Consider the following 22,396-nt stretch of genomic DNA (forward strand, 5'->3'; position numbering starts at 1 on the left):
ATTCCACATTGGTCGCGGAAACAGGACGCCGTCGTGGAATGTGGTCGTCGGAGGCGGCGCGACGCACGTGTACGCAAGGATTTCCGACGATCCCGGACCCGTGCATCGACCGATGCGCGCGCCCATGGAAAAGGCCCCTCTCCCCCGCCGAGGAACGAGGGAGAGGGGCCCGGAGAGACGAAGGTCAGAAGGCCTTGCGCAGCGTCTCGACGGCGGCGCGAAGACGTTCGAGCTGTTCGGCGACGCGGACCGGGGCGGTACCGCCCTTGCCCGAACGCGAGGACAGCGATCCGTGCACGGTGAGGACCTCGCGCACGCCCGGGGTGAGGTGCTCGGAGATCTCGGCGAAGTCGGCGTCGGTGAGGTCGGGCAGGTCGATCCCACGCTCCTCGCACACCCGCACGCACGTGCCCGCGATCTCGTGGGCCTCACGGAAGGGCACGCGCTCACGGACCAGCCACTCGGCGATGTCGGTGGCCAACGAGAAGCCCTGGGGGGCGAGCTCGGCCATCCGGTCGGTGTGGAAGGTCAGGGTGGCCACCATCCCCGTCATGGCGGGCAGTAGCAGGTGGAGACTGTCGACGGCGTCGAAGACCGGCTCCTTGTCCTCCTGGAGGTCCCGGTTATAGGCCAGAGGGAGGCCCTTGAGGGTGGTGAGCAGGCCGGTCAGGTCCCCGACCAGACGGCCGGCCTTGCCCCGGGCGAGTTCGGCGACGTCGGGGTTCTTCTTCTGCGGCATGATCGACGAGCCGGTGGAGAAGGCGTCGTCGAGGGTGACGAAGGAGAACTCCTTGGTCGCCCAGAGGATGATCTCCTCCGACAGGCGGGACAGGTCCACGCCGATCATGGCGGTGACGAAGGAGAACTCGGCGACCACGTCGCGGGAGGCGGTGCCGTCGATGGAGTTCTCCACCGACTCGGGGAAGCCCAGTTCGACGGCGACCTCGCCGGGGTCGAGTCCGAGCGAGGAACCGGCCAGAGCACCGGAGCCGTAGGCGGAGACGGCGGCGCGGCGGTCCCAGTCCCGCAGGCGCTCGATGTCCCGGACCAGCGGCCAGGCGTGCGCCATGAGCTGGTGACCGAGCAGCACCGGCTGGGCGTGCTGGAGGTGGGTGCGACCGGGCATCGCCGCCTCGGGGTGGGCCGCGGCCTGGTCGGCGAGGGCCTGCACCAGGTCCAGCAGTCCCTCGGTGAGGGAGCGGGCCTCTTCGCGCAGATACATGCGGACCAGGGTGGCGATCTGGTCGTTGCGGGAGCGTCCGGCCCGCAGCCGGCCGCCCAGTTCGGGCCCGACCCGTTCGATGAATCCGCGCTCCAGCGCGGTGTGCACGTCCTCGTCCTCCAGGACGGGGGTGAACTCCCCCGAGGCCACGTCGGCCTCCAAGCGGTCCAGCCCCTCGATCATGCGGTCGAGTTCGTCCGCGGAGAGCAGGTCGGCGCGGTGCAGGGCGCGGGCGTGGGCGCGCGAACCCGCGATGTCGTGACGGGCGAGCCGCCAGTCGAAGTGCGTGCTCAGCGACAGACGGGCCAGGGCCTGGTCCGGTCCGCCCTCGAAGCGGCCTCCCCACAGGCGCAGGGCCTCGGGCTGGTCGGCCATGGTGGTCTCCTTCGTGAGAGTTCGGATGCTGGTGGACGGTGCGGGTGCCGTCAGGGTCTGCGGTCGGCCAGTCTGAGGAGGGCGGCGGCCAGTTCCTCCCCGCCCTGGGGGTCGCGCGAGATCACCAGGATGGTGTCGTCGCCGGCGATGGTGCCCAGGATCGGGTGGAAGTCGGTGTGGTCGATGGCCGAGGCCAGGAACTGGGCGGCCCCGGGGGGCGTGCGCACGATGACCATGTTGGCGGACGCCTCGGCGGAGACGAGCAGTTCCTCGGCCAGACGGTTCAGCCGCGCCCCGGAGACCTGTTCGAGGTCGAGACTGTCGGGGCGGGTGCGTTGAAGCCGTTCACCGCCCTCCCCCGGCAGGACGTAGGCCAGGTGACCGTCGGCGGTGCGGAGTTTGACCGCGCCGAGTTCGTCCAGGTCCCGGGAGAGGGTGGCCTGGGTGACCTGCACGCCGTTCTCGGCCAACCGTTTGGCCAGCTCTCCCTGAGAGCGGACGTCCTGGCGGGTGAGGACGTCGGTGATCCGGGCCTGTCGGGCGGCCTTGGTCATCGGGGCCGTGCCGCCGGCGTCGTTGCTCATCGTCGCGCGATCCCGTGTCCGTCCCGCGCGTCCAGGAGGAAGGCCATCAGGGCCTTCTGCGCGTGCCGACGGTTCTCCGCCTCGTCCCAGACCACGCTCTGGGGCCCGTCGATGACCTCGGCCGCGATCTCCTTGCCCCGGTAGGCGGGCAGGCAGTGCAGGACGATGGCCTCGGGGTCGGCGACGGCCATGAGCGCCTTGTCGACGATGTAGGAACGGAAGAGGGCCTCACGGCCGCCCTTCTCCCCCTCCTGACCCATGGAGACCCACGTGTCGGTGGCGACGACGTCCGCGCCCTCGGCGGCCTTGGTCGCGTCGGTGGTGACCGTGACCGATCCGCCGGTGGTGGCGGCGATGTCCCCGGCCCGGGCCAGGACCTCGGGGTCGGGGTGGTGCTCCTCGGGGGCGCCGATGCGCACGTGCATGCCCGCGGTGGCCCCGCCGAGCAGGTAGGAGTGGGCCATGTTGTTGGCGCCGTCGCCCAGATAGGCCAGGGTGAGCCCGGCCGGGGAGCCCTTGTGCTCGCGGATCGTCTGGAGGTCGGCGAGGATCTGACAGGGGTGGAACTCGTCGGTGAGGGAGTTGATCACCGGCACGGAGATGGCGCGGGCCAGGCTCTCCAGGTTCTCCTGCGCGAAGGTGCGCCAGACCACGGCGTCGACCTGACGTTCCAGGACCCTGGCGGTGTCCTCCAAGGGCTCTCCACGCCCCATCTGGGTGCTGTCGGAGTCCAGGACCAGGGGGTTGCCGCCCAGATCGGCGACGCCGACGGCGAAGGACAGGCGGGTCCGGGTGGAGGGCTTGTCGAAGATGAGGGCGACGGTGCGCGGCCCGGCCAGCGGCCGGTACCCGAAGCGGTCGCGCTTCATCCGGTCGGCGAGGTCGAGGACGAGGGTCTGTTCCTCGGGGGTGAGGTCGTCGTCGCGGAGGAAGTGACGGGTCATGGTTACTGCTCCTTCGTCGCCGCGGCCTCGGCCGCGTCCAGGACGGTCGGCAGCGCCTCGATGAACACGCCGATCTGTTCGGGGGTGATGACCAGCGGCGGGGCGATGCGCAGGGTGTCGGGGGACACCGCGTTGATCAGGAAGCCGCGGACCGCGGCCTGCTCCTGAACGTGGGCCGCGTGCGGTGCGGTGAGTCGCAGGGCGCGCCACAGGCCGCTGCCGCGCTGTCCGGCCAGCAGGGGATGGTCGATCCCCTCGATCTGCTCGGCGAGCAGGTCGCCCATCACCTTGGTGTGGGCGAGCAGCCCTTCGGTCTCGATCGTCTCGATCACGGCGAGGGCCGCGGCGCAGGCGACCGGGTTGCCGCCGAAGGTGGAACCGTGGTCGCCCTTGTGGAAGGCGTCGGCGAACCGTCCGAAGCCGACGCAGGCGCCGATGGGAAGACCGCCGCCCAGCCCCTTGGCCAGCGTGAGGACGTCGGGACGGACCGCCTCGCCCTGGTGGGCGAACCACTCACCGGTACGGCCGATACCGCTCTGGATCTCGTCGAGGACGAAGGCGGCGCCGGTCCGGTCGCACAGGGCCCGGACCCCGGCGAGGTAACCCTCGGGGGCGGGGACGACGCCGGCCTCGCCCTGGGTGGGCTCGAGGAAGACGGCGACGCAGTGCTCGTCGACGGCCTCGGTGAGCGCTTCGAGGTCGCCGTGGGGGACGAAGCGCACGTCCATGCCGAAGGGGCCGAAGGGCTCGCGGATGGAGTCCTTACCGGTCAGGGCGAGCGATCCGGAACTGCGGCCGTGGAAGCCGCGCTCCGCGGCGACGAAGTAGTGGCGCCCGGGGCCGGCCGCGCGCTTGACCAGCTTCAGGGCCGCCTCGTTGGCCTCGGTCCCGCTGTTGGTGAAGAAGACCTTGGCGTCGCCGCCGAGGAGCCCGATGAGGCGTTCGGCGAGCTGGACCTCGCGCTCGTGCACGAAGAGGTTGCTGGTGTGCGCGAGGGTGGCGGCCTGGTGGGCCACCGCCTTGACCAGGGCGGGGTGGCCGTGGCCCAGGCTGGAGACGGCGATCCCGGCGATCAGGTCGAGGTACTGGCGTCCGTCGGCGTCGTAGACCTCACAGCCCCGCCCGAGGGTGAGCGCGATCGGGGGTACCCCGTAGTTGGGCATGAGCGAGGCTTCGAAGCGCTCCCTCAGGTCGCTGCTGGTCACTGTGTCTCTCCCGGGTTCTGGATGCCGTTGGTGATGTCGTGTACGGGACGCGGGCGTCGGGGGTGGCGGGCGTTGCCGTTGAGCAGTTCGTCCTCCAACACCTCGTCGGCGACCATCGTGCCCACCCCCTGGTCGGTGAAGACCTCCAAGAGCAGGGAGTGCGGGACCCTGCCGTCGATGATGTGGGCCTGGGGCACGCCTCCCTCGACCGCCTTCAGGCAGGCCTCCATCTTGGGGAGCATGCCCGAGGACAGCGAGGGCAGGAGGGCGCGCAGCTCGTCCACGTTCAGCCGACTGATGAGGTCGGTGTTGGCCGGGTAGTCGGCGAACAGTCCCTCGACGTCGGTGAGCATGATGAGTTTGCCGGCTCCGAGCGCGACCGCGAGGGCGGAGGCGGCGGTGTCGGCGTTGATGTTGTAGACGCCGCCGTCGTCGGCGCGGGCGACGCTGGAGACCACGGGGATGCGGCCGTCCGCGATGAGCGCGGAGATGGCCCCCGGGTCGACCTCGCTCACCTCGCCGACGCGGCCGATGTCGAGGACCTCCCCGTCCACCTCGACGCTCTTACGGCGAGCCTGGAGGAGGTTCGCGTCCTCTCCGGACATACCGACGGCGAAGGGTCCGTGTCGATTGATCAGACCCACGATCTCGCGGTTGACCTGACCGGTGAGGACCATGCGGACGATGTCCATGGCGTCGTCGGTGGTGACGCGGAGTCCGGCGGTGAAGGTGGACTCCACTCCGGAGCGTTCCAGCATGGCGCTGATCTGGGGGCCGCCGCCGTGGACGACGACGGGGCGCAGGCCCGCGTAGTAGAGGAAGACGATGGACTCGGCGAACCGGACCCGCAGTTCGTCGCTGATCATGGCGTTGCCGCCGTACTTGACGACGACGGTGCGACCGTGGAAGCGGGAGAGCCAGGGCAGCGCCTCGATGAGATGCGCGGCCTTGTCCATGGCCTGGGCCTGGTCCTGGGCTGTCCGGGAGTTCATGGGGTGTCCTGCCTGTCTTCCTTGGTCGGGGGGTCTGCCTCGATCTGGGCGGCGAGTTCCTCGCACACCAGGTTCAGGAGCGCGCGGACGCCGTCCTCGTCGGGGGGTCCGGGGGCCGCGCCGCTGGCCATGAACAGCACCGTGTCGTTGGTGCCGGTCGGCGGGGGGAAACTCTTGGCCGCCGCCTCCTCGACGAGGTCGCGGCACTGCCGGGCGTCGAGGGCCGCGTCGGTGGTGAGCACGCACAGGAGCGACCCCAGGGAGGGGTCGGATCCCTTGGCCATGCCGCCGACGGTGATCCCTCCTCCGCGGCGGAAGGCGATCTTGGCGACGGTGTCGTCGGTACGGATGGCGTCGGCGGCGGAGAGCCCTCCCCCGCGGCCGGCCTCGGCGACGGCCCGGGCGAGCCCGTCGTCGAGGGCCTCCCTGGAGGGGCGGACCCCGAGGGGGCCCGCGGAGCACAGGACGATCTCGGCGGCGGAGTCCTCCAGCAGGGCAGCCGTGTGTTCGGCGGTGGCGTGGACGTCCTGGAAACCGAGGGGGCCGGTGCCGGCGTTGGCGCATGCGGAGTCGAGGACGGCGGCGCGTACGCGTCCACCGGAGACGACCTGGCGGGACCACAGGACCGGCGCGGCCGGGTCGGGGTGGGTGGTGAACACGGCCCCGGCCGCGCGCGCGGGACCGTCGTTGACGACGATCGCGACGTCACGGTCCGGGTGCTCGCCCCTGCCGACTCCGGCGGCGCGGAACCCCCGGGGAGCGGTGACGCTCATGTGGTGTCCTTCCCTGCCTCAGGGGGCGACCGCGGCGAGCGGGAGTCCGGTGGCCTCGGGCAGGCCCAGTGCGAGGTTGGTGCTCTGCACGGCTCCGCCGGCGGTGCCCTTGGTGAGGTTGTCCAGGGCGGCGACGGCGACCATGCGACCGGCGTCGGCGTCCACGGTGACCTGCACCATGGTGGTGTTGGCGGCCAGGGTCATGGACGTGTCGGGCCAGGTCCCCTCGGGGAGCAGGTGCACGAAGGGCTCGTCGGCGTAGGCCTTCTCATAGGCGGCGCGGATCGTCTCGGCGGTGGCGCCGGGCTTGAGGGGGGCGGTGCAGGTGGCGAGGATGCCGCGGGGCAGGGGCGCCAGGACCGGGGTGAAGGAGAGACGGACCGCCTCGTCGGTGACCGAGGAGAGGTTCTGGACGATCTCGGGGTTGTGGCGGTGGGCTCCGCCGACGCCGTAGGGGCTGAGGGAGCCCATGACCTCGCTGCCGACCAGGTGGGGTTTGGGCGCCTTGCCCGCGCCGGAGGTCCCGGTGACGGCGACCACGGTCAGGTCGGGTTCGACGAGCCCCGCGTCCAGTCCGGGGAAGAGTCCGAGGGTGGCGACGGTGACGTGGCAGCCGGGAACGGCGACCCTGCGGGCTCCGGCCAGGAGACCGCGCTGTCCGGGCAGTTCGGGCAGACCGTAGGGCCAGGTGCCGGCGTGGGGGGTTCCGTAGAAGCGTTCCCAGGCGGTGGGGTCGGTGAGCCGGAAGTCGGCCCCGCAGTCGACCACCAGGGTGTCGTCGCCGAGCTCTCGGGCGATGTCGGCGGACTGCCCGTGCGGGAGGGCGAGGTAGACCACGTCGTGGCCCCGCAGCTCCTCCACGGTGGTGGGGGCCAGGACGCGGTCGGCCAGCGGCAGGAGGTGCGGTTGGTGCCGGATGAGCGGGCTGCCCGCGTTGCCGCCCGCGGTGACGGCTCCGATCTCGATCTCGGGATGTCCCAGGAGCAGGCGCAGCAGCTCACCTCCGGCGTAGCCGCTGGCTCCGGCGATCGCCGCTGTGTATCCCATGGTGAGATCCCCTCCTCGGTATTGGACTGGACTATCATGCATGCCCTTGCAAGTTTATGCAAGCAGAGGATGATGGTCGGCCCTGGGGAGGGTGACGGTGGTCTCCGTCGCGGCGCGGCGCTCGGACCGCGGCGACGGGACGAGGGTCTCCGCCGGTCAGCGCCCCGGCATACGGGTGGCGATATCGGCCAGACGGGAGGTGTGCCCCTTGCCCGCGGTCCTGGACTCACGACGGTCCGCGGTCCGGTAGAGGCCGCGCACGACCTTGGTGCCGACCCAGCGCAGCGGTTCGGGCTCCCAGCCTCGCGTCTCGTGTCCGACCCAGGGCAGACGGGTCAGTTCGGTGGAACGGCCCAGGATCAGGTCGCGCAGGGTGCGCCCGGCCAGGTTGCTGGTGGAGACACCGCTGTGGGAGTACCCGCCGGCCCAGGCCAGTCCGGTCTCGGAGTCCAGTCGCACGGTCGGCGACCAGTCCTTGGGGACGCCCAGCACCCCGGCCCAGGCGTGCTCGATCGGAACGTCCGCGACGTCGGGGAACATCCGGGTCAGGGCGCGCCAGAGCTCGGCGATCGCGTGCGGCTGGGTGAGCCCCTCCTCGGCCGGGGCCGACCCCAGCCGCTGGGGCGCGCCCCGCCCGCCGATGGCGATGCGCCCGTCCGCCGTGCGCTGGGAGTAGATCGAGGAGTGGGCGGTGTCGCCCAGGACCTCGCCGCCCTCCCAGCCGATCCGCTCCCACGACTCGTCGGAGATCGGCTCGGTCACGATCATCGAGGAGTGCGTGTGACGCCACTGTCGGCGCGGTCCGCGCAGCGTGGAGGTGAAGCCCTCGGTGGCCCGGACGACGTGGTCGGCGCGCACTGTGCCGTGCTCGGTGACCACCGCGGGGCGTTCGCCCTTCTCCCCCGGCCTGATCTCCACGACCGGGGTGTCCTCGAAGACGTCCACCCCCAGCTCCACGACCTTGGCGGCCAGACCCACGACCAGCTTGGCCGGGTGCAGTCGGGCGGCGTGCGGCGAGTACCCGGCGGCGACGGCCCCGTGGACCGCGATCCGCGGCTCCTCGGAGGGGTCGACCATGTGGAAGTCGTCGGGCCAGTAGCCCCATTCCTGGAGGTACTCGATGTGCCCTTGGAGACGTTCGCGCTGGGCCTCGTTGTCGGCGACCAGGTACATGCCGCCTTTGATCAGGTCGGCGTCGATCTCCTCGCGTTCGGTGACCGAGACCACCTCGTCGACGGTGTTCATCAGCGCGCGCTGGAGGGCGACCATGGAGCCCTTGCCGTGTGACCGGGCGTAGTCCTCCCGGGAACCGGAGAACTCGGCCGACAGCCACCCTCCGTTACGACCGGAGGCCCCGAAGCCGGCGAACTCCCGCTCCAGCACGCAGACACGCAACTCGGGGCGTTCGCGCTTGAGGTAGTAGGCGGTCCACAGACCCGTGTATCCGGCTCCGACCACGCAGACGTCGTAGTCCGCGTCCCCGGCCAGGGGCGCTCTCCGTTCGGGCACCCCGATGTCCCGGAACCAATAGGAGATCCCACCATTGGCGAAACGAGAGGATCGGGGGATCGACCTCATCCGGGCAGCAGTGGTGAACAGCCTCATCATTCCCCCCGAAACCTCAATGCTCCCGACCCGCCCCGCGCCGGATCCCCGAACTCTGGCCAACCTACATGGGAACGGAGGTGCGTGGGATATCTTCCGCGCTTCCGAGGGACTCATGGGTCATTCGAGCAGGAATTCGACTACGGAGAGTCCCGAGGTCGTCAAAGAGCACTGTCACGGAGGGTACGCGCGATGGCGGCGAGTTGTCGAACCCCGTCCTCGCCCAAGGGGGCGAGCATGTGTTCGCGCAGCCGCTCGACGTGCTTGACCTTCGTGGCCTCGGTGAACTCCCGCCCCTTCTCGGTGAGGGTCGCGTAGACGACCCTGCGGTCGGTGGAGCAGTTGTGCCGCTCCAGGTAGCCCTCCTTCTCCAGGCGGTCGGCCAGCTTGGTGAACCCTCCGGTACTGAGGCTGACCTCACGCGCCAGTCGGCTCATCGGCAGTCGGTGCCCCGGGGTGCGCTGGAGACGGATGAGGACCTCGAACCAGGGGCCCGCCATGTCCTTGCCGTCGGGGGTGATGCCGCTCAACAGTCGAGGCCCGATGGCGTTGGTCGCCTCGGCCACCAGCCCCCAGGCGGTGATGAGGTCGTCGCCGTCCATACAGCCCTCGTCGCGTGCCTCGTGTGTCGTCTCCGTCGTCCGTGTCGTCATGTCCCGTCCCTGTCGGATCGCGGGTGGACCCCGACGATCGCACCCTGAAGAAATATCTTCCTAGAAAATATTACTCCATGTCGGCGACTTCGTGGGGTGATCCGCGCCCGGAAAAAAGGAACCCACCGGCGCGGATCGCGTCGGTGGGTGCGTCGATGTCGACGAGAAGGGGGGCCCGGAACCCTCCGGGCCCCTCTCAGTGTCGTTCCATGACCGCGTCCAGGGCTCCTGCGAGAGTCGAGGTCAGGTGGTCGATCTGCTCCCAGGTGACCACCAGGGGCGGCGAGACCAACAGCGCCTTGGGCACCGGCCGGACGATGACGCCCCGGGCCCGGGTCTCGGCGAAGACCTCGGCCGTGGTGATGCCCCGTTCGGTGAGCGCCTCCTCGGTGAGCTCCACCGCGCCCATCACCCCGACCCCGGAACGGACCTCGGCGACCAGCGGGTGGCTCTCCAACCCGCGCAGGGCCGAGTCCAGGTGCCGTTCCACCTCGCGGGAGACGGTGAACAGGTCCTCGCGCTCCAGGATGTCCATGTTGGCCATGGCCGCGGCGCAGGCCGTCGGGTGCCCGGCGTAGGTGGTCCCGTGCAGGAACGGGTTGCCCTCCTGGTTCCAGAAGGGATCGGCCACCCGGCCGTCGACCACGACACCGCCCAGCGGCAGGTACCCGCTGGAGACGCCCTTGGCGAAGACGATCATGTCCGGGCTCACGCCGAAGCGCTCGATCCCGAACCAGTTGCCCATCCGGGCGAAACCACAGATGACGCTGTCCACGATGAACAGCACGCCGTACTTACGACAGATACGCGAGATCTCCGCGAAGTAGCCCTCCGGCGGCAGGAAGACCCCGCCCGCCCCGATCACCGGTTCGGCGAAGAAGGCCGCCACACGGTGGGCCCCCACCCGAAGGATCTCCGCCTCCAGAGCCTCCGCGGAGTCGTAGGGGACCACCGAGGTCTCCTCGACGAGCCGGCCGTAGCCCTCACGGAAGCGGTCCATCCCGATGATGCTGGTACCGAACCCGTTGAGGCCGTGATAGCCGCCGGTCCGACTGATCAGGTGCTGACGTTCGGGCTGCCCCAGCGCCGCCCAGTAACCGCGCGCCAGCTTGGCCGCGGTGTCGATCGACTCCCCTCCACCACAGGTCAGGATCACCCGAGGGTCGTCGACCGGCGCGTGCGCCGCCAGCCGCTCGCTCAGTTCGATGGCGGGCGCGTTGGCGAAGTCCCCGTAGACGGTGTAGGCGTCCAGGGTGCTGATCTGCCGATGCACCGCGTCCGCGATCTCGGTACGACCATGACCGACGTTGCAGTACCAGAGGCTGGCGGTGCCGTCGAGGTAACGATCACCGTACTGGTCCCAGAGCCACACGCCCTCGGCGCGGGAGACGACGAACTCCGGGCCCTTGGCCACGGTGTTCATATCGCAGAAGGTGTGCCAGAGGCGGCTGGACTCCCTGTGTTCCTTGGGAGTGAGCGCGGACGAGACAACCGTTTCGGTCATATGGCGACCTCCGAGCCGTGACATGCGCGAGAGTGCGCAGCGGAAAACGGATCTGCCCCCATCACCCGGACGCCCAGGTTGCGGTAGGTGATTGCAGGCTAAGTTCTCCACCCGCTCTTCAGCAAGAGACAAAACGAGGATTCATGCCCCGAAACATAAACTTCATTCCGACTACCCCTGCCCCATGGCCTCAAAACCCCTACTGTGCAGGAAAAACAGGCCCTGAAATTTCTTGGATTCCGGAGTGTCCGACAAACCGTTTCGCGACACGATCCCTGTGCGTATCGGTCCGAGACCGCCATCGAACACCGAACCCCGCCCGAACACAAGAGGGGCGGGACGGCCCCCTTTCTCAGGAGGGCCCGTCCCGCCCCTTCGGCGTGTCGCGATGAGGTCAGCCGCGCAGGACCGCCCCGGTGCGCTCGGTGGCGAGGGCCACGGCCGCGTCACGCGCGGCCCCGGCCTCCTCGGCCGTCAGCGTCCGGTCCCCGGCCCGGAAACGCAGGGCGAAGGCCACGGACTTGCGTCCCTCGCCCACCTGCTCACCGGTGTAGACGTCGAACAGACGCACGCTCTCCAGGAGCTCGCCGGCGCCCTCGATCAGAGCGGAACGGATCCGCCCCACCGGGACCGACTCGTCCACGACCAGCGCCACGTCCTGGGTGGCCACCGGGTAGGCCGACACCTCGGGGGCCACGACCTTGGTCCGGGCCCGCTCGATCCGGTCCAGGTCGACCTCCATCGCGGCGGTGCGCTCGGGCAGACCGAAGGCCTTGACGGTGCGCGGGTGCAGCTCACCGGCGTGTCCGACCGCGAGGCGCTCCCCCGCCACGCGCACGTACAGCGCCGCGCAGCGTCCCGGGTGCCAGGGGGCCTGCTGGGAGGCCTCGATCTCCAGCTCCACACCGGCCACACGGGCCACGTCACGGGCGGCCTGGATCGCGTCGGCCCAGACGGCCTCGCGCCCCGGCCCCCACCAACCCGCGCGTTCGGCGGCACCGGACAGCACCACGCCCACATGGCGCGGCTGCTCGGGCAGGGCCGCGTCGATCAGCGCCAGTTCCTCGGCCGAGGGCGCGCGATCCACCGGGAGCAGCGGAGCGCGAGAGGCACCGGCCCGGGGCAGGTAGATCGACCCCATCTCGAAGAGGGCGACATCGGTGAGACCGCGACCGACGTTGCGCACCAGGGTCTTGAACATCCCCGGCAACAACGTGGTGCGCAGCAGGGGCTCCTCGTCGTTGAGCGGGTTGGCCAGCCGCATGCTCACACGACGCGGGTCGTCGGCCTTCAGCTGGAGCCCGTCGAGGTCGCGCTCGCCCACGAACGGGTACGTGAGCACCTCGTAGTGACCGGTCTCCGCCAGGGCACGGCCCACGGCGCGACGCAGACGCTGCCCCTCGGTCAGACCACGGCCCATCCCCTTGAAACCGATGGAGGGGATGTTCTCGTAGCCCTCGAACCGGATGACCTCCTCGGCGAGGTCGTTGGGGTCGGTCAGGTCCGGACGCCAGGACGGCGGGGTCACCGTGAGCACGTCGCCCTCGGAGGCCACCGCGCAGCCGATGGCCCGCAGCCACTTCTCGGTGGTGCCCTCGGGGTAGTCGACACCGGCCACGGCGCCGGCGTGACCCGCGCGCACCGTGATCGTGGTCGGGGCCGACGAGTGGTCGAGGTGGGTGTAGGCCGCCTCGACGCTCGCGCCGCCCAACTCGGCGAGCAGCTCCACCGCGCGGGTGGCGGCCACCACCTGCATCCTGGAGTCGATGCCGCGCTCGAACCGGCGCGAGGCCTCCGAGGAGAGCTGGTGGCGGCGCGAGGCCCGGGCGATGTGCCGGGGCTCGAAGTGCGCCGCCTCGACCAGGACAGCGGAGGAGGAGAGACCGATCTCGGTGTCGAGGCCGCCCATGACACCGGCGATGGCCTGGGCACCGGACGCGTCGGCGATGACGATGTCGTCGGGGTCCAGGGACCGGCGGACGTGGTCGAGGGTCTCCAGCTTCTCCCCCGGCTTCGCGGCGCGCACGGTGACGGTCCCGTCGAGACGGTCGCGATCCCAGGCGTGCAGCGGCTGGCCGAGTTCCAGCATCACGTAGTTGGTGACGTCGACGGCCAGAGAAACCGGACGCACCCCGCTCTGGTGCAGACGACGCATCATCCACAGCGGGGTGGGCGCCTCGGGGTCGAAGCCGGTGGCGCCGCGCAGCACGAGACGGTCGGCGAGCCCGGTGTCGGCGATCTCCGCGGGGTGGCCGGGCCCGGTGGGCTCGACGACCTCGATCTCGGCGGGGTCGTGGAGGTCGACCCCGTACAGGGCGGCGACGTCACGGGCCACTCCGCGCATCGACAGCGCGTAGCCGCGGTCGGGGGTGACCGCGATGTCGAGGACGTCCTCGCGCAGTTCGAGAGCCTCGATGGCGTCGGCGCCGATCTCGCCGAAGCCCTCCGGCAGGACGACGATGCCGCTGTGGTCCTCCCACAGGCCCAGCTCGGTCGCCGAGCAGATCATGCCCGCCGACATCCGGCCGTAGGTCTTGCGGGCGCCGATCTTGAAACCGCCGGGAAGCTCGGCCCCGGGCAGGGAGACGACGACCAGGTCGCCCTCGGCGAAGTTGCGGGCGCCGCAGACGATCTCCTGTGGCTCACCGGTGCCGTTGGCGTCGCCGACGTCGACCCGGCAGAAGCGGATCGGCTTCTTGAAACCGGTCAGCTCCTCGATCTCGAGGACGCGACCGAAGACGATGGGGCCGGTCAGGTCGGCTCCGAGCTCGTCGACGGTCTCGACCTCCAGACCCGCCAGGGTCAGTCGGGAGGCGAGCTCGCGGGCGGTGACGTCGGTGGGCAGCGCGACGTATTCGCGCAGCCAGGTCATGGGGACGCGCATCAGATCTCACTCCCGAACGCCGAGGTGAAACGTACGTCGCCCTCGACCATGTCGCGCATGTCGCGCACGTCGTGCGCGAACATCAGTGTTCGTTCGATTCCCAGGCCGAAGGCCCATCCGCTGTAGACCTCGGGGTCCACGCCCGCGGCCACCAGCACACGCGGGTTGACCACTCCGCAGCCGCCGATCTCGATCCAGCCCTCGCTGGAGCAGGTGCGGCACGACGCGTCCGGGTCCCCAACCGAGGCGCCCCGACACACGAAGCACTCCATGTCCACCTCGGCCGACGGCTCGGTGAACGGGAAGTAGGAGGCGCGGAAACGGGTCTTGAGGCCCTCGCCGAAGAAGGACTCGACGAAGGTGTCGATGGCTCCGCGCAGGTGGGCCATGGTGATGCCCCGGTCCACGACCAGCCCTTCGAGCTGGTGGAAGACCGGCGTGTGCGTCGCGTCGAGCTCGTCGGTGCGGAAGGTCTTGCCGGGGGCGACCACGTACACGGGCAGGTCGCGCGTCAACAGGGAGCGCACCTGGACCGGGGAGGTGTGGGTCCGCATGACCAGCCCGGACTCACCGCCCTCGGGCCCCTCCACGAAGAAGGTGTCCTGCATGGTGCGGGCGGGGTGGTCCGGCTGGAAGTTGAGGGCGTCGAAGTTGAACCACTCGGCCTCGATCTCGGGGCCCTCGGCGATCTCGAAGCCCATGCCGACGAAGACGTCGGCCATGCGCTCGGCGATCGTGGTCAGCGGGTGACGCGCCCCACGGGGGACACGGTCCCAGGGCAGGGTGACGTCGACGCGCTCCTCGACCAGGACCCGCTCGTCGCGCTCGGCCTCCAGGACGGCCTGGCGGGCCTTGAGGGCCTGGCCGATGTCGCGGCGGGCCCCGCCCACGCGCTTGCCGGCGTCGGCCTTGGCGGCCGGGGGCAGGGCGCCGATCTCACGGTTGGCCAGGGCCAACGGGGAACGGTCGGAGGCGTGGGCGAGCCGGACCTCCTTGAGTTCGGCGAGATCGGCGGCGGCCTCGATGGCGGCCAACGCCTCCTCGCGCATGCGGGCGACCTCGTCGGGGTGCAGGGGGGTCACCTCGACCGGGTCGAAGGAATTGTTCGGTGCAGACATGTTTGGTTGCCTCGCCGACACCGCACCGGCGGACGCGGGCGCGGGCGGCAGTCACGGTCCGCTCGGGGCGGACGAAGCCGACAGGAAGAGCACAGGGTCACGTCGGGCCGGCGGTGAGACCGGCCCTGGATTGACGGGCCGCCCCGTGGAAGGTCCACGACGGAACACGGGGAGCCTCGTGCGCCCACCGGGGCCGAAGGGTCTGACTGCTCAGACGAACTCGGGCGTCCCGGCGGGCATGGTAAATCGGAACTCTGCGCCACCGTTGGGGGCGCGGCCGACGGTGATCGTGCCGCCGTGGGCCTCGACGAGGCCCTTGACGATGAACAGTCCGAGGCCGGTCCCGCCACGGCGCTTGCTGCGCCAGAACTGGCGGAAGACGCGCGGAATGGTCTCGGGCGCTATGCCCTGGCCTTCGTCGCGCACCGACACCGCTGCTCCTCCCTCACACGGCTCGATCACGATACTGACAGTACCAGCGCCGTGCCGCACCCCGTTTTCCACGAGGTTGGAGAGGATCTGTTCGAGCTTGTCGGGGTCCAGCCACATTTGAGGAAGATCGCCGTGCGCCTCCACACGGAAGCGCTCCTCGGACTCCCCCGCCGCGACCCGCCCCGCGACCACCTTGCGGACCGCCTCCGGCAGGTCGACGACCTGGCGACGCACCTCCAGCCGCCCGGATTCGATCCGCGAGACGTCCAGAAGGTCGTGGATCAGCCGGGTGACACGGTCGGCGTCGGCGTTGACCGTCTCCAGCATGAACAGCTTCTGCTTGTCGGTCAGCCGTTCCCATTTGGTGAGCAGCGTGGAGGTGAAGCCCTTCACACTGGTCAAGGGAGAGCGCAGTTCGTGAGCGACCTCGGAGACCAGGTCGGCCCGGGAGCGGTCGGCCCGCGCCGAGGCGTCCCTGAGGGTGACCACGAGACGGACGAGATCGCCCCCGGGCCTGACCCGGACGTAGCGGGCGGCGACGAGGATCTCGCGTTCGTCGGGCAGGCAGAGGACCCGTTCGACCTGACGGGTGCGATCGCGATCGCCTCCGTAGGGGTCGCTGGCCTCCCACCAGTCGTGCCCATCGAGCCCTCTCAGAGGTAGGGCGGAACGGTAGTCGTGGCCCAGCGCCGACTCCGCGGGAACCCCGACGAGCTGGGCGGCCTGGGTGTTGAAGAGGACGACCCGGCCCCGGGCGTCGGCGATGACGACCCCGTCCGGCAGATCGTCGGCGTGCAGGGGCGCTCCCCCGGGGGACGCGGTGTCGACGTCGGCCGGCGCGGGGCCGTCCATCGGATACGTCACCGCGCTGTCGGAGTCCTCCGCCGGTTGGTCCACCTGCCGGCCGCTGCCCACGCCTCTCCCCGCTCCCCTCCGAAGGTCCACGGCACGGGGGTCCCAGGCCGCGGATCACTGCTCGGTGGTGTCCGTTTCCAACTCTCCCCTGGACACCACCGCAGGTCTACCCTGCACTCCCGCCCGGTACGCCTCGTGTTCCGTGACGCGGCGTCGGGCGGAAGACCGAACTTGCGGACACCGTTCCCACACCCGTCCCCGGGGGCGGGCCGGTCGACCGCGATCACGGTCCGGATACTCACACCGTGTGGCCGAGCCTGCCCGATCCAGGAGGCGGGCGCACGTCTCCACCCGTGACACGGGTCGTGTGAGCGCGGTCAAGCGGGATGCGCATGAACCGCCGTGGTGCCGCTCCGACCCTATCGACACTCGGGCCTGGTGCACGTGCATTCCGAGGTGTTGGCACAACCTGTTACCGGTCGTGCACACCCACGGTCGCGTGATCGGGCCGTTCGGTGACGATGCACGGAGCGTCACCGCACGTGGAGACGGGCTCGGGCGCGGGTACCCGGATCAGGCGCGTCTCTGCTGGCGTGCGGTGGTGTACAGACAGACCGCGGCGGCCGTGGCCAGATTCAGGCTTTCGGCCCCGCCGTAGATCGGAACGCTGACCGCGCCGTCGGTGAGACGGACGGTCTCCTCGGGCAGCCCCCAGGCCTCGTTGCCGAAGACCCAGCCGACCGGACCGTCCAGAGCACCGTCGTCGGCCACCTGGTGCAGGTCCCGGTCGCCACCGCCGTCGGCGGCCCACACCTTGGCGTCCGCGTCGTGCAGGAAGTCGATGGCCCGGGCCACGGGCACCCCCACCACGACGGGCAGGTGGAACAGGCTTCCGGCGGAGGCGCGCACGCACTTGCCGTTGTAGGGGTCCACGGAGGCGTCGGTGAAGATCACGACGTCGGCTCCGGCCGCGTCGGCGGTGCGCAGGACCGTCCCGGCGTTACCGGGGTCGCGTACGTGGGAGAGGACGACGGCCAGACGCACGTCGGTGACCTTCTCCAAGGGGACGTCGACGAACTCGCAGACCGCGATGACCCCCTGAGGGGTGATGGTCTGCGCCAGTTCGGACATCACGTCGAGGCTGACCCGATGGGTGGGCACGCCCGCGGTGTGGGCCGCGTCCATCAGGTCGATGTGGCGTTGCATGGCCTCCGCCGTGGCGTAGACCTCGACCACACCGTGGGCGGCCCCTCCATAGGGGGACCGCCCGTCACCGCCGTTGACGGCGGCCAGGGCCTCCCGCACAGCCTGGGGGCCTTCCGCGAGGAAGCGCCGCTCACGCTGGCGGAAGGTGCGCTTGGCGAGCCGCCGAACCCCCTTGATCCTGGGTGATCGGACACTCGTGAACTCGTGGCTCGCCATCGCTACCCGTATCTGTCTTACGAAACCGTCAGGCCGCGGCGGGGGCGGGCAGGGCCTGCTTGGCCTTCTCCACCAGCGCGGCGAAGGCGGCCTCGTCGTTGACGGCCAGCTCGGCCAGCATGCGACGGTCGACCTCGATCTCGGCCAGCTTCAGACCCTGGATGAGACGGTTGTAGGTCAGACCGTGAGCGCGGGAGGCGGCGTTGATGCGCTGGATCCACAGACGACGGAACTGCCCCTTGCGGTCCTTGCGGTCCCGGTAGGAGTAGGTCATCGAGTGGAGCATCTGCTCCTTGGCCTTGCGGTACAGGCGCGAGCGCTGCCCGCGGTAACCACTGGCCCGGTCGAGAACGACCTTGCGCTTCTTCTTGGCGTTGAGAGCCCGCTTCACGCGTGCCACAGTGACTCCCTCATTGTTCTTCCGGCGCACGGCGCGCCGTCCGGTCCGACCAGGACGGGCCCGGCGGCCGTGTTCGCTTCAGGTGGTCGTCCCCCGAGCGCCTGACACGCACCGACCGGGTCGGACGCGCGGGCACTGCCGAGGAGGACGAGAGGTTCTCCGGTACTACTTGCCCAAGAGCTTCTTGATGTTCTTGGTGTCGGCCGGGGAGAGCACGGCCTCGTTGCTCAGCTTGCGCTTACGCTTGGAGGTCTTGTGCTCAAGGATGTGGTTCTTGTTGGCACGGCGGCGCATGATCTTGCCGGAACCGGTGACCTTGAAACGGTCCTTGGCTCCGCTGTGGGACTTGTTCTTCGGCATGTCGCCGTCGTCTCCTACTCCGTCGGCGCGTCGTCGATCATGGACCGACGACGCGGTTGTTCCGCGCTAGGCGGGGTCTTGGGGCGCCACGCCTGTGCATCACGGGCCGTCGCGCACGGTGCCCCCGCCACCCGGGTCCCGCCTCGACGGCGGGCCGGGCGGCGGGAGACCTCCCTGGCGTCTACGCCTGGTCGCTCCGCTCGCGGCGGGCCTTCTCCCCGGCCGCCGCACGGGCCTCGGCCTTGTGCTCGGAACGCCGCTTGTGCGGACCGATCACCATGACCATGTTGCGGCCGTCCTGCTTGGGCTGGGACTCGACCGTGCCGAGGTCCTTGACGTCCTCGGCCAGTCGCGCCAGCAGCCTGCGCCCGAGTTCGGGGCGGGACTGCTCACGACCGCGGAACATGATCGTCACCTTGACCTTGTCCCCGCCCTTGAGGAACCGGACGACGTGACCCTTCTTGGTCTCATAGTCGTGCGGGTCGATCTTCGGGCGGAGCTTGATCTCCTTGATGATCGTGTTCGACTGGTTCTTGCGCGACTCACGGGCCTTGACCGCGGACTCGTACTTGAACTTGCCGTAGTCCATCAGCTTGGCGACCGGCGGGCGCGCGGTCGGCGCGACCTCGACGAGGTCGAGGTCGGACTCCTGGGCCAGACGCAGGGCGTCCTGCACGGAGACGATTCCGACCTGCTCACCGTTGGGTCCGACGAGTCGGACCTCGGGCACCCGGATACGGTCATTGATGCGGGGCTCGGCGCTGATGAGACCCCTCCCTAGCTTTCTCGGATTACCTGGGACCGGCCGTCCACCGTCCGGTGGTCGGCCTGTTCGACCGGGTCGCCCGCGCTTTGTTCAGGCCACCCGCCCGCTCCGGGGTCCCACCACAAAAGGAAAAACCCCGCCAGCGTGTGCAAGCGGGGCGATCCGACCGGAACGTCACGGCGAAGGCGGCGACCGCGTCCCGGACCTCGGAGGACCGAGATCCCGTGGGACGGCGCGACGCGCCCTTCGTGCGACCGGACCCGCGCGAGCAGTGCCCGGTGGGTGGGAGGATCATCTCCGCTTGCGGTTCCGGTATGTCGGGACACACCGGACCAAGTCGATTACCACGATTCTATCAGGAGTTCCGACCACTCCACCCGGACCGCCTTCGACGATCCCCTCACGAAGGTTCGGGGCCGGTCAGGACGTCGCGCGGCGGGCCAGTTCGGCCTCCCCGGCCGCCCTCATGGCCGTCACCGGAACGTCCTCCCGACCCGTCATCGCGCGGACCTGGGCCACCGCCTGATGCAAAAGCATCGGGAAACCGCCCACCACGCGACCACCGCGGGCCTCGACCGTCTCGGCCGCCCTGGTCGGCCAGGGCGCGTAGACCACGTCGAAGAGATCGGCCCGCGAGGCGGCCAGCACGTCGGCGTGGGCGTCGGCGGCTCCGGAGGGCAGGGTGGAGACGACCAGGTCGACGTCCAGGTACCGGTCGATCTCCGCCAACGGGGCCACCGACACGGGAACACCCAGACGTTCGGCGGCCCGGGTCACCTCGCCGGCGCGCGCCGTGCTGCGCGCCAGTACGGTCACCGAGCCCGGGAGCCCCAGCTCTCGCAGGGCGGCCAGGGCCGAGGCCGCGGTGGCGCCCGCGCCCAGGACGACCGCGTCCCGGGGCGAGCCCGCGCCCGCCTCGGCCAGCGCGGTCGTGATCCCCTCGACGTCGGTGTTACGGGCGCTCCAGCCCCCGTTCCGACGGACCAGGGTGTTGGCCCCGCCGACCTCCACGGCCAGGGCGTCCACCTCGGAGGCCAGTTCCATGGCCCGACGCTTGAGCGGCATGGTCAGGGAGAGCCCCGCCCATTCTCCCGGTTCGAGTCCGTCGAGGAAGGGGGCCAACCCCGCCTCGTCGCACTCGAAGCACTCGTAGGACCAGTCGGTCAGACCCATCTCCCGATAGGCCGCCGAGTGCAGGACCGGTGAGAGGGAGTGGGCCACCGGTGAGCCCAGGACGGCCGCGCGCATCAGTTCTGCCCGCCTCCCCAGGTCTCCTGGAAACGGTCCTTCAGCACCAGGAACTCGTCGTAGTCGTCGGTGAACTCGGTGACGCCGTTCTCGGGGTCGGTGGCCACGAAGTACAGCCAGTCCCCCTCCTCAGGCTCGAGGGCCGCCTCGATGGCGTCCTCGCCCGGGGCGACGAACGGTCCGGGGATGAGCCCGGTCTTGTGGTAGGTGTCGAAACCGCTGGTGTCGGCCTCACAGGCCGCTCGCTGATCGTTGTCGAGGGCGATGCCGTACTCGCCGATGGCGTAGAAGCAGGTGCTGTCCATCTGCAACGCCATGTCGATGTCCAGGCGGTTGTGCACCACACGGGAGATCTTGGCCATGTCGTCGACCCCGCCGCTCTCGGCCTGGACGATGGAGGCGATCGCCATGATCTCGTTGGCGTCGTAGCCGAGGTCGGCCGCGCGATCCTCCAGGTTCATCGCCTCGGTGACCTGACGGTGCTGGGTGACCATCGTGCGCAGTATCGACATGGCCTCGGTGCCCGGTTCGAAACGGTACGTGGCCGGGAAGAGGTAGCCCGCGGGGCCCTCCGTCGCGTAGTCGGGCAGGCCGAGTTCGTCGGTCTGCTCGTAGGCCGCCTCCAACTCCTCCAGGGAGACGTCGGTGTTGTCGGCCAGCTTCTCCAGGATCTGGTCGCTCCGCAGTCCCTCGCGGATGAGGACCTCGCCGCCCAGGCGGTTGTCCTGGTCGAGCAGGGCGGCGACGGCGCTCGCCCCGCTCATCCCCTCCGCCAGGGAGTAGGTGCCGGGGGTCAGACCCTGCTCCTGCTGATCGAGGGCGTTGGTGAAGGCCCGCACGCTGGCGACGACGCCCGCGTCCGAGAGGGTCCGGCCGACGGCCGTTCCGCTCTGCCCCTCCTCGACCGTGATGACGATCTCTCCGGAGCCCTCACCCGCGTAGTCGGCGGGGAACACGTAGGTGCGCATCACCACGAAGCCACCACCGGCGATCACCAGCATCAGCACCAGGGCGAGCAGGATCATGAAGCCCTTGCCGCGACGGCGTCGGGGGGCCCCGCCACCACCGCCGCCCTTGGCCGCGGCCAGTCGCTTGGCCCGCTGCTTGGCCGCCTTGGCGCGTCTGCGCGTGGCGCGGCTGTCCCCGTAGGAGGCCGCGATGTCCTCGAGGCTCTCCTCCTCGTAGTCGTCCTCCTCAGGTTCCTCCTCGGGAGCGTCCTCGACCACGGGTTCCGGCTCGGGCCTCTTCCTCACCCGACGGGAACGACGGCGGCCACGACCGCGACGGCCGGTCGGCTCCTCCTCCGGGACGGGATCGGACTCGACCTCGGCCTCGTCCTCCTCCGGGATCGGCAGGGCACCGCTCCGGCGCGGTTCCTCCTCGGGAAGCGGGAAGGCTCCGCTATCGGGTTCGGGCGCGCGGCGGCGCCGTCCACGACGGCCCTTCGGTTCCGGTTCGAACTCGGGCTCCGGCGTGAACCCGGGCTCGGGTTCGGGCTCGGGAGCGACGTCGTCGAAGGGGGCCGCGGCGAACGCTCCGCCGTCGACGGTCTCCTCCGGCTCGGGACGGGCACGACGGCGGGCGCGACGGCCCACCGGACGCTCCTCCTGGGGGGCGGAGGGGAACTCACCCGTCTCACGGGCACGCGCCTCTTCTCGCGCGGCGCGTTTACGGCGGGCGCGACGGCCCCTCGGCTCCTCGGGCTCGTCCGCGAAGAAGGCCGGCGTGGGCTCGTCCTCGGCGTCGTCCCAGAGCGAGGAACGGGGTTCGGGGGCCTCCTCCACACGGGCTCGGCGCCGCCTGCGGGGCGGCTCCTCCAGAGGAGCGTCGGTACCGCGTGCGGGACGTTCCCGACCGGTGGTCTCCTGCGGGGCGGCGGGGGCGCCGCCCAGGTTCGCGAGCGCGGCGAGCGCCTCCTGCGTCGGGTCGGCGCCGGCCCTCCCGGGCGCGCCGGGAGCCTCGGGACCGGGGGCGGCCGGCTCTCGGGAGGGGCGCCCGCCCCGGGCC

Annotated in this window: 19 protein-coding genes; all 19 read right to left on the reverse strand. The window is 70.5% G+C overall.

Annotated elements, in window-relative coordinates:
- Positions 1–184: 184 nt before the first annotated feature.
- On the reverse strand, positions 185–1,597 hold the full coding sequence (gene argH / locus U9J66_RS25770; RefSeq protein WP_017535157.1) for an argininosuccinate lyase: 1,413 nt from the start codon (positions 1,595–1,597) through the stop codon (positions 185–187).
- 50 nt (positions 1,598–1,647) lie between these two features.
- Positions 1,648–2,181: an arginine repressor gene (locus U9J66_RS25775; protein ID WP_014909865.1), complete on the reverse strand. Its 534-nt coding sequence runs from the start codon at positions 2,179–2,181 to the stop codon at positions 1,648–1,650.
- Positions 2,178–3,125 (reverse strand): ornithine carbamoyltransferase, encoded by a 948-nt coding sequence (argF, locus tag U9J66_RS25780; protein WP_326339017.1) that lies wholly within the window; start codon positions 3,123–3,125, stop codon positions 2,178–2,180. Before argF ends, U9J66_RS25775 begins: the two co-directional genes overlap by 4 nt.
- A 2-nt stretch (positions 3,126–3,127) precedes the next feature.
- Positions 3,128–4,330, reverse strand: a complete 1,203-nt coding sequence (locus tag U9J66_RS25785) for an acetylornithine transaminase (RefSeq protein WP_014912887.1) — start codon at positions 4,328–4,330, stop codon at positions 3,128–3,130.
- The gene (gene argB, locus U9J66_RS25790; protein WP_014912373.1) at positions 4,327–5,322 is read right to left on the reverse strand and encodes an acetylglutamate kinase; all 996 of its coding nucleotides are present in this window, start codon (positions 5,320–5,322) and stop codon (positions 4,327–4,329) included. The genes U9J66_RS25785 and argB overlap by 4 nt, the downstream gene beginning before the upstream one ends.
- Positions 5,319–6,095: a bifunctional ornithine acetyltransferase/N-acetylglutamate synthase gene (locus U9J66_RS25795; RefSeq protein WP_017535155.1), complete on the reverse strand. Its 777-nt coding sequence runs from the start codon at positions 6,093–6,095 to the stop codon at positions 5,319–5,321. The genes argB and U9J66_RS25795 overlap by 4 nt, the downstream gene beginning before the upstream one ends.
- Before the next feature lie 18 nt (positions 6,096–6,113).
- Complete coding sequence (gene argC / locus U9J66_RS25800) at positions 6,114–7,142, reverse strand: N-acetyl-gamma-glutamyl-phosphate reductase (RefSeq protein ID WP_326339020.1); 1,029 nt, start codon at positions 7,140–7,142, stop codon at positions 6,114–6,116.
- A 156-nt stretch (positions 7,143–7,298) separates the two neighbouring features.
- Entirely contained in the window at positions 7,299–8,720 is a 1,422-nt protein-coding gene (locus U9J66_RS25805; protein ID WP_026125110.1) for an NAD(P)/FAD-dependent oxidoreductase, read from the reverse strand.
- A gap of 188 nt (positions 8,721–8,908) precedes the next feature.
- On the reverse strand, positions 8,909–9,400 hold the full coding sequence (locus U9J66_RS25810) for a MarR family winged helix-turn-helix transcriptional regulator (RefSeq protein WP_026125109.1): 492 nt from the start codon (positions 9,398–9,400) through the stop codon (positions 8,909–8,911).
- A gap of 196 nt (positions 9,401–9,596) precedes the next feature.
- Positions 9,597–10,823 (reverse strand): aminotransferase family protein, encoded by a 1,227-nt coding sequence (locus tag U9J66_RS25815; protein ID WP_026125108.1) that lies wholly within the window; start codon positions 10,821–10,823, stop codon positions 9,597–9,599.
- Between the two features lie 475 nt (positions 10,824–11,298).
- Complete coding sequence (gene pheT / locus U9J66_RS25820) at positions 11,299–13,788, reverse strand: phenylalanine--tRNA ligase subunit beta (protein ID WP_326339022.1); 2,490 nt, start codon at positions 13,786–13,788, stop codon at positions 11,299–11,301.
- Positions 13,788–14,906 carry a phenylalanine--tRNA ligase subunit alpha gene (gene pheS / locus U9J66_RS25825; RefSeq protein WP_326339024.1) on the reverse strand — a complete coding sequence of 373 codons (1,119 nt, stop codon included), beginning with the start codon at positions 14,904–14,906 and terminating at the stop codon, positions 13,788–13,790. The genes pheT and pheS overlap by 1 nt, the downstream gene beginning before the upstream one ends.
- Positions 14,907–15,116: 210 nt before the next feature.
- Positions 15,117–16,253, reverse strand: a complete 1,137-nt coding sequence (locus U9J66_RS25830) for a sensor histidine kinase (protein WP_014909953.1) — start codon at positions 16,251–16,253, stop codon at positions 15,117–15,119.
- Positions 16,254–16,766: 513 nt separating this feature from the next.
- Positions 16,767–17,615: a TrmH family RNA methyltransferase gene (locus U9J66_RS25835; protein WP_026125107.1), complete on the reverse strand. Its 849-nt coding sequence runs from the start codon at positions 17,613–17,615 to the stop codon at positions 16,767–16,769.
- A 28-nt stretch (positions 17,616–17,643) separates the two neighbouring features.
- Positions 17,644–18,015 (reverse strand): 50S ribosomal protein L20, encoded by a 372-nt coding sequence (rplT, locus tag U9J66_RS25840; protein ID WP_026125106.1) that lies wholly within the window; start codon positions 18,013–18,015, stop codon positions 17,644–17,646.
- 165 nt (positions 18,016–18,180) lie between these two features.
- Positions 18,181–18,375: a 50S ribosomal protein L35 gene (gene rpmI / locus U9J66_RS25845; RefSeq protein WP_014908288.1), complete on the reverse strand. Its 195-nt coding sequence runs from the start codon at positions 18,373–18,375 to the stop codon at positions 18,181–18,183.
- Positions 18,376–18,556: 181 nt separating this feature from the next.
- Positions 18,557–19,141 (reverse strand): translation initiation factor IF-3, encoded by a 585-nt coding sequence (gene infC, locus U9J66_RS25850; protein ID WP_081536435.1) that lies wholly within the window; start codon positions 19,139–19,141, stop codon positions 18,557–18,559.
- 420 nt (positions 19,142–19,561) lie between these two features.
- Entirely contained in the window at positions 19,562–20,389 is an 828-nt protein-coding gene (locus U9J66_RS25855) for a shikimate dehydrogenase (RefSeq protein ID WP_326339025.1), read from the reverse strand.
- A partial coding sequence (gene mltG, locus U9J66_RS25860) for an endolytic transglycosylase MltG (RefSeq protein WP_326339026.1) occupies positions 20,389–22,396 on the reverse strand: 2,008 nt, incomplete at its 5' end. The genes U9J66_RS25855 and mltG, both read right to left, overlap by 1 nt.

It is taken from the genome of Nocardiopsis sp. LDBS1602, assembly GCF_035818715.1.
Taxonomy (GTDB): Bacteria; Actinomycetota; Actinomycetes; order Streptosporangiales; family Streptosporangiaceae; genus Nocardiopsis; species Nocardiopsis alba.

Coding starts and splice junctions, on each gene's coding strand:
- argC (WP_326339020.1), bottom strand. CDS start 7,142: ATGGGATACACAGCGGCGATCGCCGGAGCCAGCGGCTACGCCGGAGGT.
- U9J66_RS25835 (WP_026125107.1), bottom strand. CDS start 17,615: ATGGCGAGCCACGAGTTCACGAGTGTCCGATCACCCAGGATCAAGGGG.
- pheS (WP_326339024.1), bottom strand. CDS start 14,906: ATGTCTGCACCGAACAATTCCTTCGACCCGGTCGAGGTGACCCCCCTG.
- argH (WP_017535157.1), bottom strand. CDS start 1,597: ATGGCCGACCAGCCCGAGGCCCTGCGCCTGTGGGGAGGCCGCTTCGAG.
- U9J66_RS25805 (WP_026125110.1), bottom strand. CDS start 8,720: ATGAGGTCGATCCCCCGATCCTCTCGTTTCGCCAATGGTGGGATCTCC.
- U9J66_RS25810 (WP_026125109.1), bottom strand. CDS start 9,400: ATGACGACACGGACGACGGAGACGACACACGAGGCACGCGACGAGGGC.
- U9J66_RS25795 (WP_017535155.1), bottom strand. CDS start 6,095: ATGAGCGTCACCGCTCCCCGGGGGTTCCGCGCCGCCGGAGTCGGCAGG.
- pheT (WP_326339022.1), bottom strand. CDS start 13,788: ATGCGCGTCCCCATGACCTGGCTGCGCGAATACGTCGCGCTGCCCACC.
- argB (WP_014912373.1), bottom strand. CDS start 5,322: ATGAACTCCCGGACAGCCCAGGACCAGGCCCAGGCCATGGACAAGGCC.
- U9J66_RS25775 (WP_014909865.1), bottom strand. CDS start 2,181: ATGAGCAACGACGCCGGCGGCACGGCCCCGATGACCAAGGCCGCCCGA.
- U9J66_RS25815 (WP_026125108.1), bottom strand. CDS start 10,823: ATGAACACCGTGGCCAAGGGCCCGGAGTTCGTCGTCTCCCGCGCCGAG.
- argF (WP_326339017.1), bottom strand. CDS start 3,125: ATGACCCGTCACTTCCTCCGCGACGACGACCTCACCCCCGAGGAACAG.
- U9J66_RS25855 (WP_326339025.1), bottom strand. CDS start 20,389: ATGCGCGCGGCCGTCCTGGGCTCACCGGTGGCCCACTCCCTCTCACCG.
- rpmI (WP_014908288.1), bottom strand. CDS start 18,375: ATGCCGAAGAACAAGTCCCACAGCGGAGCCAAGGACCGTTTCAAGGTC.